At 35.9% G+C, this 15,267-nt stretch carries 19 protein-coding genes; 4 read left to right on the top strand and 15 right to left on the bottom strand.

Annotated elements, in window-relative coordinates:
* Positions 1–47 precede the first annotated feature (47 nt).
* Entirely contained in the window at positions 48–896 is an 849-nt protein-coding gene (gene glcT, locus ABH960_RS10020) for a glucose PTS transporter transcription antiterminator GlcT (protein WP_002033914.1), read from the bottom strand.
* 165 nt (positions 897–1,061) lie between these two features.
* On the opposite strand from glcT, the gene ABH960_RS10015 reads away from it, so the two are divergent.
* Positions 1,062–1,880, top strand: a complete 819-nt coding sequence (locus ABH960_RS10015) for an HAD family hydrolase (RefSeq protein ID WP_215551755.1) — start codon at positions 1,062–1,064, stop codon at positions 1,878–1,880.
* A gap of 73 nt (positions 1,881–1,953) precedes the next feature.
* Here ABH960_RS10015 and phnF read toward each other — a convergent pair whose 3' ends face one another.
* The 6 genes from phnF to ABH960_RS09985 all read right to left on the bottom strand — a co-directional run bounded on the left by phnF (position 1,954) and on the right by ABH960_RS09985 (position 7,212).
* Entirely contained in the window at positions 1,954–2,685 is a 732-nt protein-coding gene (gene phnF / locus ABH960_RS10010) for a phosphonate metabolism transcriptional regulator PhnF (protein ID WP_215551754.1), read from the bottom strand.
* Positions 2,615–3,403 (bottom strand): glucosamine-6-phosphate deaminase, encoded by a 789-nt coding sequence (gene nagB, locus ABH960_RS10005; RefSeq protein WP_002066973.1) that lies wholly within the window; start codon positions 3,401–3,403, stop codon positions 2,615–2,617. Before nagB ends, phnF begins: the two co-directional genes overlap by 71 nt.
* Positions 3,404–3,407: 4 nt before the next feature.
* Positions 3,408–4,550 (bottom strand): N-acetylglucosamine-6-phosphate deacetylase, encoded by a 1,143-nt coding sequence (gene nagA, locus ABH960_RS10000; protein ID WP_002138178.1) that lies wholly within the window; start codon positions 4,548–4,550, stop codon positions 3,408–3,410.
* Between the two features lie 207 nt (positions 4,551–4,757).
* Positions 4,758–5,660 carry a ComEC/Rec2 family competence protein gene (locus tag ABH960_RS09995; RefSeq protein ID WP_367960899.1) on the bottom strand — a complete coding sequence of 301 codons (903 nt, stop codon included), beginning with the start codon at positions 5,658–5,660 and terminating at the stop codon, positions 4,758–4,760.
* Positions 5,661–5,738: 78 nt separating this feature from the next.
* Positions 5,739–6,311: an SMC-Scp complex subunit ScpB gene (scpB, locus tag ABH960_RS09990; RefSeq protein ID WP_002088435.1), complete on the bottom strand. Its 573-nt coding sequence runs from the start codon at positions 6,309–6,311 to the stop codon at positions 5,739–5,741.
* 157 nt (positions 6,312–6,468) lie between these two features.
* Positions 6,469–7,212, bottom strand: a complete 744-nt coding sequence (locus ABH960_RS09985; RefSeq protein ID WP_002088436.1) for a segregation/condensation protein A — start codon at positions 7,210–7,212, stop codon at positions 6,469–6,471.
* Between the two features lie 169 nt (positions 7,213–7,381).
* Here ABH960_RS09985 and ABH960_RS09980 point away from each other — a divergent pair, with 169 nt between their 5' ends.
* Entirely contained in the window at positions 7,382–7,477 is a 96-nt protein-coding gene (locus tag ABH960_RS09980; protein WP_000510194.1) for a YjcZ family sporulation protein, read from the top strand.
* A gap of 99 nt (positions 7,478–7,576) precedes the next feature.
* A complete protein-coding gene (locus ABH960_RS09975) occupies positions 7,577–8,095 on the top strand; it encodes a DUF309 domain-containing protein (RefSeq protein WP_404444804.1) in 519 nt (172 codons plus the stop codon).
* A gap of 19 nt (positions 8,096–8,114) precedes the next feature.
* On the opposite strand, the gene ribT is transcribed toward ABH960_RS09975, so the two are convergent.
* A complete protein-coding gene (gene ribT, locus ABH960_RS09970; RefSeq protein WP_000908403.1) occupies positions 8,115–8,483 on the bottom strand; it encodes a GNAT family N-acetyltransferase RibT in 369 nt (122 codons plus the stop codon).
* A gap of 485 nt (positions 8,484–8,968) precedes the next feature.
* Complete coding sequence (locus ABH960_RS09965) at positions 8,969–9,406, bottom strand: peptidylprolyl isomerase (RefSeq protein ID WP_404444801.1); 438 nt, start codon at positions 9,404–9,406, stop codon at positions 8,969–8,971.
* Positions 9,407–9,593: 187 nt separating this feature from the next.
* Between ABH960_RS09965 and ABH960_RS09960 the strand changes: the two genes are divergently transcribed.
* The gene (locus tag ABH960_RS09960; protein ID WP_242247007.1) at positions 9,594–10,460 is read left to right on the top strand and encodes a DUF1002 domain-containing protein; all 867 of its coding nucleotides are present in this window, start codon (positions 9,594–9,596) and stop codon (positions 10,458–10,460) included.
* Positions 10,461–10,491: 31 nt separating this feature from the next.
* On the opposite strand, the gene ABH960_RS09955 is transcribed toward ABH960_RS09960, so the two are convergent.
* The 6 genes from ABH960_RS09955 to spoVAC all read right to left on the bottom strand — a co-directional run bounded on the left by ABH960_RS09955 (position 10,492) and on the right by spoVAC (position 15,267).
* Entirely contained in the window at positions 10,492–11,295 is an 804-nt protein-coding gene (locus ABH960_RS09955) for a Cof-type HAD-IIB family hydrolase (protein WP_002067045.1), read from the bottom strand.
* Between the two features lie 95 nt (positions 11,296–11,390).
* Positions 11,391–12,863 (bottom strand): spore germination protein SpoVAF, encoded by a 1,473-nt coding sequence (gene spoVAF, locus ABH960_RS09950; RefSeq protein ID WP_264539105.1) that lies wholly within the window; start codon positions 12,861–12,863, stop codon positions 11,391–11,393.
* Positions 12,850–13,419, bottom strand: a complete 570-nt coding sequence (gene spoVAEA, locus ABH960_RS09945; RefSeq protein WP_002088445.1) for a stage V sporulation protein SpoVABEA — start codon at positions 13,417–13,419, stop codon at positions 12,850–12,852. Before spoVAEA ends, spoVAF begins: the two co-directional genes overlap by 14 nt.
* 5 nt (positions 13,420–13,424) lie before the next feature.
* The gene (gene spoVAE, locus ABH960_RS09940) at positions 13,425–13,775 is read right to left on the bottom strand and encodes a stage V sporulation protein AE (protein ID WP_002014916.1); all 351 of its coding nucleotides are present in this window, start codon (positions 13,773–13,775) and stop codon (positions 13,425–13,427) included.
* A gap of 3 nt (positions 13,776–13,778) precedes the next feature.
* Entirely contained in the window at positions 13,779–14,795 is a 1,017-nt protein-coding gene (gene spoVAD / locus ABH960_RS09935) for a stage V sporulation protein AD (RefSeq protein WP_002088448.1), read from the bottom strand.
* Positions 14,796–14,808: 13 nt separating this feature from the next.
* Positions 14,809–15,267 carry a stage V sporulation protein AC gene (gene spoVAC / locus ABH960_RS09930; protein ID WP_002088449.1) on the bottom strand — a complete coding sequence of 153 codons (459 nt, stop codon included), beginning with the start codon at positions 15,265–15,267 and terminating at the stop codon, positions 14,809–14,811.

The raw sequence follows: 15,267 nt of genomic DNA, 5'->3' as shown, positions 1-15,267 counted from the left end.
AATCATTTTTTTTAACGTTTTCATTTTAGACAAAAATATATGTCTTTTTACACATGTTCTGCTTTCACTAATCGTTGTAAATGCATCGTTAAATAAATACTCTCCGCTTCATAAACCGGAAGTTGTAATTCGTTCTGCATTACTTTGACTAGCTTCCATGCCAAATTATAACAAACTGGATATTCTAATTTTAATAAATCAGCAAAACTTTGTGCTTCTTCTACTTTTTCTCCTTTTTTCACCCGTTCAATAGCATATTGCAAATGGCGAATAAGGCGTAAATAATGAATGCTTTCTTGGTCTAATGTAATTTGTAGGTTTGTCTCAATTAAAGACACAAGTTGTGCAATAAGACGAGAATTTTGATTAACAGAAGATAAATCAGAGTTTGTAAGCGAGCTATAAATATGGAGTGCGATAAAGCCAACTTCTCCTTCTGGCAATGTAATTTGCAAACGAGAATTTAAAAGTTTCACAACTCCTTCAGCAATTTCATATTCCTCTGGATATAGCATTTTCGTTTCAACTAAAAAAGGATTATCTATTGTAAGTCCTTGTTTCAGCCTTTTAATTGCAAAAGAAATATGATCTGTTAAAGCGATATGAATATGTTCATTTAATGGAGACTCCGCTTTTTCTTGAATGTATAACATAATATCATTCATCAATTCAATTAGCTTTTCACTCACATGCGGCACTAAAAGTTTGTATTGTTCTCGATCACGTTCATTTTTTAAAACAAACATTTTCTCAATTTGTTCTTGCTCCAACACATCTTCAGCCTTTTTTCCAAATCCAATTCCTTTACCGATCACTACTACTTCCTCGTGTTCAGGATGGCTAGCAATGATGACATTATTATTTAAAACTTTTTTAATTTCTAGATAATTACTCATATAACACCACCCTCGTACTTAAATAGCCTACTTTTATGTTACAGAACATTCTTCTTTGTCGTCAATGTAAAACATCTACCATTTGATAAAAATTCATTTTTTAGACATGTTTGTATATGATGCGTATAATGTAAGAGCAACTGTACATAGAAAGGAGATAGCAACATGATTAAAATGTTTGTAAGTGATATTGACGGTACAATGATGCAGCATGGAGGTCTGATTGATGAACAGGATGTTGCGGCACTTCGCAGTCTTGCTCAGCAAAATGTTATTCTTTGCTTCGCTTCTGGACGACTTGATAATGAAATCGCAGACTTAATGAAAGCTGTAAATACAAATTTCCATCGTATTAGTGTAAATGGTGTGTTTGTATACACTAATGAAAATAAGCAACTATTATCCGCAAATTTTGATTCCAGCATTCTTCCTGATTTACTAGCTATGACAAATCAAGACCCTTATTTCCGTTATGTAAGTGATGAGCATAATTACTATATTGAAGAAAAGACACCTTTTATTCATGAACTCGAAAAACAAGTAGCAATGACTTCTGTTGAAGAACCAAATTTATTACAGAAAATCGATGATACAATTTTTCCAAATAAAATTTCTATCGGTGGAACAAAAGAAAACTTACAACTCCTTCAAAAAAAGATCGATGAAAAATTCCATGGAAAAGTTAGTACTTTCATTTCAGCTGAACAATGTTTAGATGTAATGCCACCAAATATTAGTAAAGGTTCTGCTATTTCTGTTTTATTACAAGAGTTTCAAATACAACCAGAGGAGGTTGCATGCATAGGGGATTCTTACAATGATATTCCAATGTTTTCCTTAACTCCTCATAGTTTTGCTATGTCTCAAGCTGATGATGCGGTAAAAGAGCACGCTCACTATGTAGTAGATGCTGTCAAAGATGCCGTTAACCAAGTACTTGTTTATAATGAAGAAGCAAATAAAAATACGACTCGATCCTTATAAGGATGAGTCGTATTTTTATTTCTTTACATGTTGAAAACATCAAAGTTCACTGTACTTCACAAACTGAAATATATTACTTGTTACGTGCGATGTTCGTAATAAACTTGTAACGATCCCCACGATAAATACATTTCACATACTCTAACGGTAACTCACCTTCTGAATATGACCATTGACGCATTACAAGTACAGGCGCCTTTTTAGGAATATGCAGATGTTCAGCTTCATCATCCGTTGCAATTGAAGCTTCAATTGATTGAGTAGCGCGAACAAGCTTAAAGCCCAGTTTTTTCTCTAAATGTTCATATAAAGATTGTTGCAATATTTCTTCGTTAATATCTTTCACAAGAGTTGGCGACAAATATGTCGTCTCAAATGCAATCGGTTCGTCATCAGCTAAGCGCGTACGCCTCACTTCATAAACCGATTCTCCCTCTTGTATTCTCAGCCGGTCTGCTATTTTAGCAGTAGCTGGAACTAGGCGGAAACTTAATAACTGGCTGCTCGGTTTCATACCACGAGAAATCATATCTTCTGTGAATCCCGTCATTCCTTGCAACTTTTGCTCCACTTTCGGAAGTTGGACGAACGTTCCAATCCCACGTTTCCGGTATAAATAACCTTGTTCCACTAAGTTATTAATCGCCTGTCTGATTGTCATACGACTCACTTCGAACTTATCACAAAGTTCATTCTCAGATGGAATTTTATCTCCCGGCTTCCATTCGCCGTCCTCAATTAGCTGTTTCACCCACTCTTGAATCTGATAATAAATCGGAAATGGTGAATACTTGTCGATGTTCATCAGCAATCGCCTCACTGCATAAAGATAGAGCTTCTGGATCTGCGATTACGGTTACATTCGGATGACGTTGTAAAACTGTAGCAGGACACGCCTCACTATATTCTCCTTGCAATAATTCCTTAACAGCTTCTGCCTTTTTAGATCCCATAGCAACAAGTAGAATTTGTTTCGCTTTCATAATGCTTCCAATTCCCATTGTAATCGCATGAGTCGGTACATCTTCTTCTCTTTCAAAGAAGCGAAGGTTTGCTTGGCGTGTAGATTCTGTTAATTCTACAATGTTAGTTGGAGAATTAAATGGTGTTCCTGGCTCATTAAATCCGATGTGACCGTTTTCACCGATTCCAAGAATCTGTAAGTCAACTGGGTTAGCTACTAGAATGCCTTCATAACGCTTGCACTCTTCCTCTAAATCACTTGCCATCCCATTCGGTACATAAGTTTGTTTAAATGGAAGATGATCAAACAACTGTTCTTGCATGAAATAATGATAGCTGTTTTTATCTTCGTGTGGTAAATTTACGTACTCATCTAAGTTTACAGTGGTTGCATGACTTGTATCAAGTTTATTTTTTCGCATTTCTGCATAAATACCTAATGGAGAGCTTCCTGTAGCCATTCCTAAAGTTGGATTTTCTTTTGATTTTACAACCTCTTTAATTAACTTATAACCTGCTTCTGCTAATTCTTCTGGAGTTTTTACAACAAGAATATTCATCTAATTACTTCCCTTCCTTCATATGAATTCCTAAACGAACCGTATCATATACATGTAATTCTTCAGTCATAACAACAAAGTCTGCATCTTTACCTACCGCTAACGCGCCTTTATTATTTAATCCAAATTCTTCTGCTTGGTTAACTGATGTCATTAACACTGCCTCCTCGATTGAACATCCTGTAAATTCAATTACATTTCGGAAAGCTTGATCCATTTTTAAAATACTACCAGCTAACGTTCCATCTTCTAATCGGGCACTGCCATCTTTTACATGTACTGGCTGTCCGCCAAGCTCATATAATCCTTCTTCAAGACCTTTTGCACGCATTGCATCTGTAATGACACTTACTTTTTTCGGTCCTTTTAATTTATATGCTAATTTCACCATATCAGGGTGAATGTGAATACCATCTGTAATTACTTCAACCATTACATCTGGATTTAATAACACATGACCAACAACTCCTGGTTCACGATGATGTAATCCACGCATTTGATTGTATAAATGTGTTGCATGTGTAATTTTTCTATTTTTCAGTTGTGCATCAATTGCATCTGTATGCCCCATTGTGCCAACAACACCTGTTTCAGCAAGATACTGTTCAAACTCTAACGCACCTTCTTCTTCCGGTGCATATGTTACTAATTTAATTAGATTACCGCTTGCTTCCTGCCATTGTTTAAATTGCTCGATACTCGCAGGAACAATATGTTCAAGTGGTTGTGCACCCGCACGTTTTTTTGAAACATATGGTCCTTCTAAGTGAATATATTCGAAATGTGCTCCTTTGTCTTTCGCTTCCTTCGCAGCACTTAGCGCCGCTTCAATCGCTTCTGGAGCTTGTGTCATTGTTGTTGGGAAGTAAGTTGTAACTCCTTCTTTTAACATTTCTTTACCAAGAGTTACTAATCCATCGCTATTTGCATCCATCGCATCAATATCGTATCCACCATGAATATGAACATCAATCATACCTGGAATCACAATCTTTCCTGCCACATCTAACACAGTTTCATTTTCTTGTGATACATATTGAGCCATCAAACCAATTTCTTTAACTGTTTCTGTGTAACGAATAAATCCGTTTTCCACTACTTCTTTACCTGTATAAATTTTGGCATTGATGACAACTTGCGTTTTCATTTTCATCGATCCTTTCCCATGAAATACCTACTTGTTATTATTACCTTATTCGCCTAATTCCATCTTAATATACACACGAGTAGTTGTCTATACATTCCAATGAAATTTCCTCTTCATTCAGCAGAAAAAAGGAAATTTATTTCTTTTTCATTATAATATATGTTATTCATTTTTTCCAAAATGGAAAATACCCTCTTATATAATTAATTACTTAAGTAGTGGCATAAGACCACTCGACCCCATAGTAATATGTTCACCGTCTGTTTCTATTTCTACTGTACGCTTGTTTGTTCCGTATATCATTATACCACGCTGTTTTAATCGTCTTACAACACTTTGATGAGGATGTCCATATGGATTTCTACTCCCGTACGAAAGAATAGCGAATTGTGGGTCTACTTTTTTTAAGAATGTTTCACTCGTTGAAGTATACGAGCCATGATGCCCAACTTTTAATACATCTGCATGTACATCAAACTGCTTTAATATTTCATTTTCCGTCCGTATATCAGCATCACCCATTAATAAAAAGTCCGCTTTACCATATCGAATCTTTAACACAATTGAGGACTCGTTATTCTCGTCTTTCGATTTACCATTGTTTAATACTTGTATAGAAACATGTGGATCTAACGGTATATATTGTCCTTCCTTCACTGAAATGAAAGGTATGCCCCTTTTTTTAATATTATTCCGATACGTATGATAAGTAAATGAACTATATGTTTTTCCACTATCTAATACGAGTGAAACCGGCATTTGTTCTACAATTGGAATAAGCCCCCCTATATGGTCCATATCAGGATGAGTACTTACAATCACATCTAAATGATTAATTCCTTTTTCAATTAGTTTTTGAATAATAACCTCTCCCGCTTCATAAGGGCCCCCATCTATTAACATCGTTTGACCATTTGGCAATGTAATAAGTGTCGCATCACCTTGTCCAACTTTTAAAAAACTTACTTTCATTTTACCAAAATGTTGCCGATGCATATGTATAGAAGACGCAGTATGAATAGACATCATATATCTTTTAGCCGATGCGCTGTTTAACGAAAAACATAATAAAACAGAAACCAACAATAGAATACTCCGTACACCTTTCATAACTCGTCTCCTTTTTTCATTTAGTATGGCACGCTCTGTAATTGATATACAAAAAAAGCTTAGCAAAATGCTAAGCTTTTATTTTGATAATTCCTGTAAAGAACCAAAGAATAAATCTGCTTCATTCATTTGTTCATTTTCTTCCGAAAGAGGTGGTAAATCATCTAATGTTTTCAATCCAAACGTATCTAAAAATTCTTTCGTCGTTCCGTATAAAATAGGGCGCCCTGGTCCTTCCGCTCTTCCCGTTTCTTTTATAAGTAAGTGTGAAACTAACGTTTGTAATGCCTTATCTGTTTTCACTCCTCGAATCTCTTCCATTTCTGTTCTTGTAATCGGTTGACGGTACGCAACGATTGCCAACGTTTCAAGAGCTGCTTGAGACAGTGAAGCCGTTGTTGGGGTATTTATTAATTTTTGATAGTATGCAGCATGTTCTTTCTTTGTTGCAAAACGATACACTTTTGCATATTGTACAATTTGCAGCCCTCGATTCGATCCTTCACATTCTTTTTGCATTTCCTCTATACTGTTTATTACTTCTTCCACTTCAACTTCCAGAACTTTAGCTATCTGTTCCGGATAAATCCCTTCGTCACCTGCAACAAATAAAAGTCCTTCAATAATCGCTTTTTGTTCTTTTCTATCCATTTTACGAACTCCTTCCTCCTATTTTCCATAAAAATACACATAAAAAAACCGAATCACAGTAAATGCGTTCGGTTCAATATTTCTTCTCTCGTTCCAAACGATACATTAAAACCTAACATAAGATAAAATATTTCTATCCCATTTTCACATACCAACTCTATACGGATTTATTAGAGCTTAACACGAAAATTTCATCAAAATTATGTTCTTGCTCAATTATGATTTGTTGATTTTTCATTAGCTCAAGAACCGCTAAAAATGTTACAACCATTATTTCGCGTTCTTCATCAGCAAACAAATCATAAAAGCTTTGACGACCGCCTTTTACTTCTAACTGTTGTAGAATATCAGTCATTCGCTGTGCAATTGGTATTTCTTGGCGAGTAATTCGCGTTGTTACGGGGGTCTTTGCTTTTTTACGACGCATTAGCTTTTGAAATGCCGCTAACATATCATATAACGTAACATCAAGAGGTAAGCTTGTCTCCTCTTCTTGTTGAAATGATGTAAAATCAATTGGCGGACGTGTATATAGCTGTGCTCTTTCTTGTTCTCTTTCTTTTAACTCAGTAGCAACTTGCTTATATTTCTTATATTCAATTAACCTCTCCATCAATTCTTGACGAGGGTCATCTATAAAGTCTTCACCGTTATCAGGTACATCTTCTTCTTGTTTCGGTAACAACATTTTACTTTTAATTTGCAATAACGTTGCAGCCATTACTAAATACTCACTGGCAACATCTAATTGTAATTCTTTCATCGTATGGACATAAGATAGATATTGCTCTGTAATTTCCGCTACAGGAATATTATATATATCAATTTCGTAACGATGTATTAAGTGTAACAATAGATCTAAAGGCCCTTCAAAAGCCTCTACTTTAAAATTATACTGCACAAAGCATCCCACCACATTTTTTCTATAACAACATAAGTATAGAGCATACTCATGTTCTATCCAACCTTTTTAAGAAATTTAATTAAAAATAGACCTATGCCCATGTCATAATGCCCACCGCTTCATATGATAACAATGTAGTAAGAACAATGTAGGAGGTCAAAAAACTATGGGTCACGTTGATTGCGGTTTTAGCGGTGGGTTCGCATTACTTGTTGTACTGTTCATTTTACTAATCATTGTAGGAGCAGCTTGCTTCTGCTAATAGGACGCAATAAAGCGACTAGGGATATTTCCCTAGTCGCTTATTGTTAATATTTCTATGATAAACTGTACATATAACCGTTAGACAGGAGCGAAAAAAATGTATCCTACCGAGTACATACAATTTTTAATTCATTTTCACGGAGACTATGATTATTTTGAATGTCATGAAATATTAGAAGAGTATTGGAAATTAAAACCTAGAGGAGAACGCGACAATTACTTAGTCGGTCTCATTCAAATTGCTGTTTCCTTATACCATCACAGGCGATCCAACTGGAATGGTGCAGAGAAGATGATAAAAAGCGCAATAGCACTTTTAGAAAAGAACAGTACATCTTTACATCAATTAGGAATAGATCATAAACAACTTATCTTCTTATTAAATGAAAGATTACACTCTATCCACAAAAAGGAAATTTTCACGCCGTTATTTTTACCCTTGTTAGACGTATCGTTAGAAAAACAATGCATACAGTTATGTAAGAAACAAAACCTCTCTTGGAAAGATGTGAACGTCATTCCTGATGAATACATCATAAATAAGCACACATTGCGTGATCGAACAGAAGTCATTTCTGATCGACACGAGCAACTACAAAAAAGAAAGCAGAGATAATAAACACTTATCCCTGCTTTCATGAATGTATATTTTGTTCAAGCTCTTTACACTTTTTACAAAAACTTGCTGTTTGCTCATTTCCGCAAATTGTAAACTCAAGAAATTTACTCTTAAGCTCTTGAACCATCTTCGTCCCAATCCCCATATGACGGTGAGACGGATTCACGCTCAAATGCTGAATTTCCAATACCTGATCTTCTTTTTTTATAATCCCCATTATCCCAACAAAATCTTCATTTTGTTTCCACAAATACAATTGCCAATCCTCTTTCGCTTCATATTCTTTCATTGTCAATTGTAATGTTTTTACATCTTTTTCAGTTGGCATAAATGAAAGAAGCCCCATTGCAATTTTTTCATAACTTTTTTTAAAACGAATTAACATAACCCTTATCCCTTCTTACAAAAGTTACAAACTATTTATCCCCTCAATCACTCTTTTCATATCACATTCATTCTACAATATTTTTACCAGAGTGAGAAGAGGCTGAAACAACTTGATAATCATACAAAGCGTTAAGAAGAAAGTCAAATATATGTTTCCACGCTATTTCTTTCTATTACACCGCTCAAAAAAGAGACAATACTATATAGGAACTATAAGGAAAATCCCTTTCTCATCACATTTCACTTATTAACCACTTTTGAACAAAGTAGTTCTACTAAAAGTAATATGTTAAGAGAAATACATTTATTGAAGCATATAATTCGTACTCCATTCTATGTATTTTGTTAAAAGTGTGTTCTCATGAACAATATAATTTAACGTTAGTAGCCGTCCTATTTGTGTCATATACTTTAAAATATATACCAATCCCTGTTTATAAGAAATAAAAAAAGAGAGCAAAATCGCTCTCCTTTTCTCGTAACTTATTCTTCCCAAACTTTAACTTCTTTCATTACATCGCCTTGACGCATGTTTAATACTGTTTCAATACCGCTTGTTGCTTTACCGAATACAGTATGTACGCCATCTAAATGCGGTTGTGGCTCATGAACAACAAAGAATTGGCTACCACCTGTGTTACGGCCAGCATGTGCCATAGAAAGTGAGCCAACAAGATGTCTATGAGGATTTCCATCAGTTTCACATGGGATAGAGTAACCTGGGCCACCTGCTCCTGTGCCTGCTGGGTCTCCACCTTGGCTTACAAAGCCAGGAATAACGCGGTGGAATGTCACACCATCATAAAATCCTTGCTCTGCTAATTTTTTAAAGTTTTCTACTGTTTTTGGTGCCTCTTCTGGGAAAAATTCTAAATCGATTTTTTCGCCATTTTCCATTAATATGTATCCTAAAGTTTTCATATGTATATGTCTCCTTTCAACTATCTCAGCACTATATTACCATATTCATGACGAGAAACAAAAAGAATCCGACAATCTGCATACTTCTTTTTTGAAATGTGGAAGAAGCTAGGTGACAAATAAGAAAAATATACTATAATAACTGTGTTGCCCGAAAATTTAAGAAAGAGAAAGGGAGCGATTTTTCGTGAAAACGAAATTACTAGCTCTGCTATTAGCTGTAGCCGTATTTATTATGCCAACAGCTTCATTTGCAGACATCATTGAGGGAGAATCAATTGTTACACTAGGAGAAAACTTATCTGAACAACAGAAACAAGATCTTTTGAAAGAAATGAAAGCACCAAAAGATGCACAAATTATTACTGTATCTAATGCGGAAGAACATAAATTTCTAGAGGGCATCGTTCCAAAAGCGCAAATTGGTACGAGAGCTATTTCCTCTTCTATGATTACATACACAAAACCAGGGTCAGGTCTCATTGTACGCTCAAAAAACATTAATTCGATAACAGATGCAATGTACACAAATGCACTTATTACAGCAGGTGTGAAAGATGCAGAGATTCAAATTACTGCACCATTTAAAGTTTCAGGAACTGCTGCTTTAACAGGTTTAATGAAGGCCTATGAAACAACATCAAACAAAGCCATTCCTGAAGAAGTAAAAAAAGTAGCCAATGAAGAAATGGTACAAACAGCCCAGCTTGGTGATAAAATCGGCGAAGAAAAAGCAGTTCAACTTGTTGCAAAAATTAAAGAAGAAATTGCAAAAGAACAGCCAAAAACAACTGAAGATTTACGTACATTAATTAAAAAAATTGCTGATCAACTTGGCATTACATTAACAGATGAACAGTTGGATAACTTAGTATCGTTATTTGATAAAATGAAAAATCTTAATATCGATTGGAACCAAGTTGGTAGCCAATTAGAGAAAGCAAAAGACCATGTGTCTGCCTTCTTAGGATCTGAAGAAGGGCAAAGTTTCCTAGATAAAGTAAAAGATTTCTTCTCTAGTATCATTGATTTCGTTAAATCTTTATTCAAGTAAAAAAGAAGCTCGCCAGTGACGAGCTTCTTTTTTATACAAGTAACGGTAATTTCATAATAGCTTCTTCAACCGAACGGACAACATGATTTGCTTTCTCCTTCACATACGGATGAGCATGATGGAGGGTGAAGGAGTGCGGGGTTACTTCAAACATAGAAATATCATTGAAAGAATCTCCAATACATGCAACTTCATTTGCTTCAATTTGTAAATGTTCCATTAATCGCTTCAGAGCGCTTCCTTTACTTACACCTCTTGGCATAATGTCAACATATCGCTTACCCGATATAAAGACTTCCGCTTCGCTATGAAATGTATCTCTCAACTCTTGATCTAATGCTACAATTTTTTCTTCTTCGCCAAAAACAAATAATTTCGCAGGGTGTACAGTCTTCCCAAATTCCTCTTCTAACTCTTCGATTTCAGCAATATGCACTCCCATATACTCTTCAAAAGTATGGTGATGTTCATTCTTCCTTTTTGTATATCGCTGCTCATTTGCACAAACAATATCTGCTAGTCCCTTTTTATGTATATATCGATATATTTCCTGGGCAACCCCATCTTCAAAACTCGATTCATGAAATACTTTTCCATCCGGTAGTATCATTGTCGCTCCATTTAAACTAGTTGTGTAATACGGGAACGAAAACCTTTTTACCGCCTCATCAATTCGGTGAGTAAAACGGCCAGAGGCAAAACAAATATTTGTCCCGTTTTCAGCTAGCCAACAAAGCGCTCGTTCATCTTCCTTTTGCATATCATTCATATTGTAAACGAGTGTATCATCTAAATCACTTACAAATAGTTTAATCATGTCCTCTTCCCCTTCCATACACAATATCTACTCTAATTGTACAAAAAAAATGTTTGATTTTTGTTAAAAAAACAATAAATTTTCAATAAAAAATAAGCGGAGCATAATCCCGCTTATTTTTGTCTTCGCACATTTTGAGGTCTTACAATACTTGGACGAACCTTTAAACTAGACATAGTTGGACGAAGTAAAATTTTCGTTAACGCGCCCCAATCAAACGGTAAAAACGGCCATAAATACGGTGTTTGCAAACTTCTTATAGATGTTAAAAACAGAATCAACATCGTCATTCCAATGACAAATCCCATTTCATGAAATATGCCTGTTAAAATAATGACAAACAATTTTCCGACCTTATTTCCAAGTCCAAGTTCATAACTCGGCGTTGCAAATGATCCAATCATAGAAACCGCTACATACAAAATAACTTCTGGTACAAATAAACCTACATCAATTGCAATTTGACCAATTAATATGGCAGAAATTAATCCTGCTGCAGACGACAATGATGTCGGTGTATGGATGGCAGCCATTCTTAAAAATTCGAGTCCGACTTCCGCCATCAAAATTTGTAATAAAATTGGTAAGTGCGTCATTTTGTTTGGTCCAATGAAAGCAAGACTATCTGGTAAAAGAGTTGGATTAAAAACAAAAACTAACCAAAATGGCAGTAAGAACAGCGAAAATATAACACCTAAAAAACGTACCCAACGTAAAAATGTACCTACAGCTGGATTTTGTCTAAACTCTTCTGCATGCTGTAAATGGTGGAAATATGTTGTTGGAGTGATCATAACACTTGGTGATGTGTCAACAAGTACTAACACATGTCCTTCTAATAGATGATTTGCTGCTACATCTGGTCTTTCTGTGTATCGAATAAGCGGGAATGGATTATAACCTTGTTTTACTACAAATTCTTCTACTGTTTTATCCGCCATCGTAATCCCGTCTACATCAATGTTATTTAATTCTTGTTTTATAATCTTTACTAAATCTGGATTTGCAACATCTTGAACGTATGTAATACAAATATCCGTTTGCGATCTATCCCCGACTCGAATCATTTCATTTCGAAGACGTGGATCGCGTATCCTTCTACGAATTAATGCTGTATTTACAACGATATTTTCAACAAAACCATCCCTTGCACCGCGCACTACCTTTTCTGTATCTGGTTCTGTCGGTGTCCTGCCCGGATAACTACGAACATCTATTGCAAACGCTTCCGTTTCGCCTTCCACAAATATAATAATGAGTCCTGATAATACTTGGAGCATTACCTCATCCATCGTTTTCACTTTACTTACTTGTTGATGAATTAAACGATTCTCTAAAAGCTTCACTGTATCTTCTTCTACATCCCTTATTTCATTTGTATCCACCGCTTCTTCTAAAATAGGGATAATATAATTCGTATCACAAAGTCCATTTACAAATAACACACCAATTTCTTTATTTAAAATTTGAAATTTACGAATACCAACATCGTATGTAACACCGAGTCCGACTGTTTGCTTTAAATAATTTTCATTATCACTTAAAAAAGATGAAATCGGGATATTCACTTTTTTAGGCTTCGTCATAAAACCCACTCCTTTCCAAAATTAATTGAATCGCTTTTCTAGTAATAGGTGATCCTCTCTCCCATTCATCATTTCCGCACATCTTGCCAATATCACCTACCCCCACTATGACAGGAACATTCAGACCATCTAAACAATAAATCGTATCCCCACTAATCCTGCCAATTTCACCATCTGGGAGTCCAAATTTATCAACGCCATATTCTGTCAAATTCCCATTCCGATCTACACTTACATCTACACGTGCCCATTCCCAATGATGTGTATTAGATGCTACTGCTAAAATACCCAGTACATCGACTTGTTTATGTGTTGCGACATACTTTAACGCCTTTTCACCAGATCCTTCTCCTATAAATCCGCTGTCATCAAACATGACAAATACAGGGTCATATGGCGTTTGCATAATAAGCTCAACAACTTTCTTCCCTGTCAATTTGGTCGGATTACTTTGCGATGCTGAAATACACCTTCCCCCAAATTCCTTTGTTAACAGCTCAATTGTCCGCTTTGCATATTCATCTCCATCTGTGACCAAAACAACCCTTCGTCTCATTTGATTTATCCTTTCGGTTTACATATAAGTGCAACAAAAAATGAAAATAATATCGCTGCTGAAATCCCCGCAGACGTTAAGCTAAACATACCGATTCCAATTCCTAAATATCCATGTTTTTCTGCCGCATGCATTGCCCCGTGCAATAGTGAGTGTCCAAAACTTGTAATAGGGACTGTTGCCCCAGCACCTGCAAATTTTATAAGCTTATCGTACAATCCGAATCCGTCTAAAATAGCTCCGGCGACTACAAAAGTTGCCATTAAATGTGCCGGTGTTAACTTTGCGAAATCTAGCAACACTTGTCCAATTACACAAATAGCTCCTCCTACAAGAAATGCATATATAAAATCCACAATTCACTCTCCTTTAACGCTTTCAAACACAACACCATGCGCAATCGTTGGAATCGTTTCCTTCTGTTGCATCATCATGGGGCTTAATAGAGCTCCAGTTGCAACGACAAAAATTCTTTGTAAATTCCCTTTTTGCATTTCACGCAATAAATGGCCGTATGTTACAACAGCTGAACAAGCACAACCACTGCCCCCTGCAAACACTTCTTCTTGATTTGAATTGTAAATCATTAATCCACAATCATTGTATACATTCCCCAAATCATACCCTTCCTCAAGTAAAAGTTGTTTCGCAATTGGTGTCCCAACAGCCGATAAATCACCAGTAACAATAAGATCATAATCAGCTGCACTTCTTCTCAAATCTTCAAAATGTTGTTGAATTGTATGAGCAGCAGCTGGTGCCATCGCTGATCCCATATCTAAAGGATTAGCAATTCCTAAATCTTGCACTTTACCAATTGTTGCTGCTGTTATTTTAATTGCACTCTCCTCATTGCTAATTAATATTGACCCTGCTCCGGTAACAGTTGAGTTTGCTGTCCCTGGCTTTTGTCCTCCGTATTCTGTTGGGGAACGAAATTGTCTTTCAGCCGTCGCATTATGACTACTTACTGTAGCTAAAATACGATTCGCAAATCCACCATCTATAAAAGCTGATCCAATCGCCAACGTTTCCATTGACGTCGCACAAGCGCTGAACATCCCTAAAAAAGGAATACCATACTCACGAGCAACATAATTTGCTGTCACTGTTTGGTTTAATAAATCTCCCGCTAAAAAGAAATCAATTTGCGATTTTTTTATATTCCCTTTTTGCATCGCTTGTTGAATTGAGTCTGACATTAACCTTCGTTCAGCAAGTTCCCAGTTTTCCTCTCCGCAATGTAAGTCAGAATATGAAATATCAAAATCCTTTCCAAGAGGGCCTTCAGCTTCTTTCGGACCGACAGCAGTACCAGTTGCATTCACGAAGATATCATTTTGAAATACCCACGTTTGTTTTCCTGTCAATCTCATACCCACCCCTCCTTTAAGACATTAAAATTTGAAATGTATATCTTATTAACCCGATAATGTATGCACCGACGACTCCAAATACAATGACACTTCCTGCAAGCTTAAACATGTTAGTAGCGATTCCTAGAACAATCCCTTCACTCCTATGCTCTAGTGCGGCACTCGCCATAGAATTCGCAAATCCAGTAACTGGTACTGCTGATCCCGCTCCAGAAAACTGCCCGATTTTATCATATACACCACACCCTGTTAAAATCGCCGACAATAAAACAAGCGTTGCAACTGTCGGATTTCCTGCCTCTTGTTCACTAAAGTGAAAATAATGTATATAAAATTTCATCAATATTTCTCCGACTGTACAAATGAGTCCACCAACAAGAAATGCCTTCACACAATTTATGAAATAGTTCGGTTTTGGATGGTACTCCTTCACTTTATTTATGTAATCATCCTTCAATTTTCGCCCTGCCAT

The sequence above is a fragment of the Bacillus sp. RC252 genome (assembly GCF_044909215.1).
Classification (GTDB): domain Bacteria; phylum Bacillota; class Bacilli; order Bacillales; family Bacillaceae_G; genus Bacillus_A; species Bacillus_A mycoides.
This window is presented reverse-complemented; position numbering and strand designations above follow the sequence as displayed.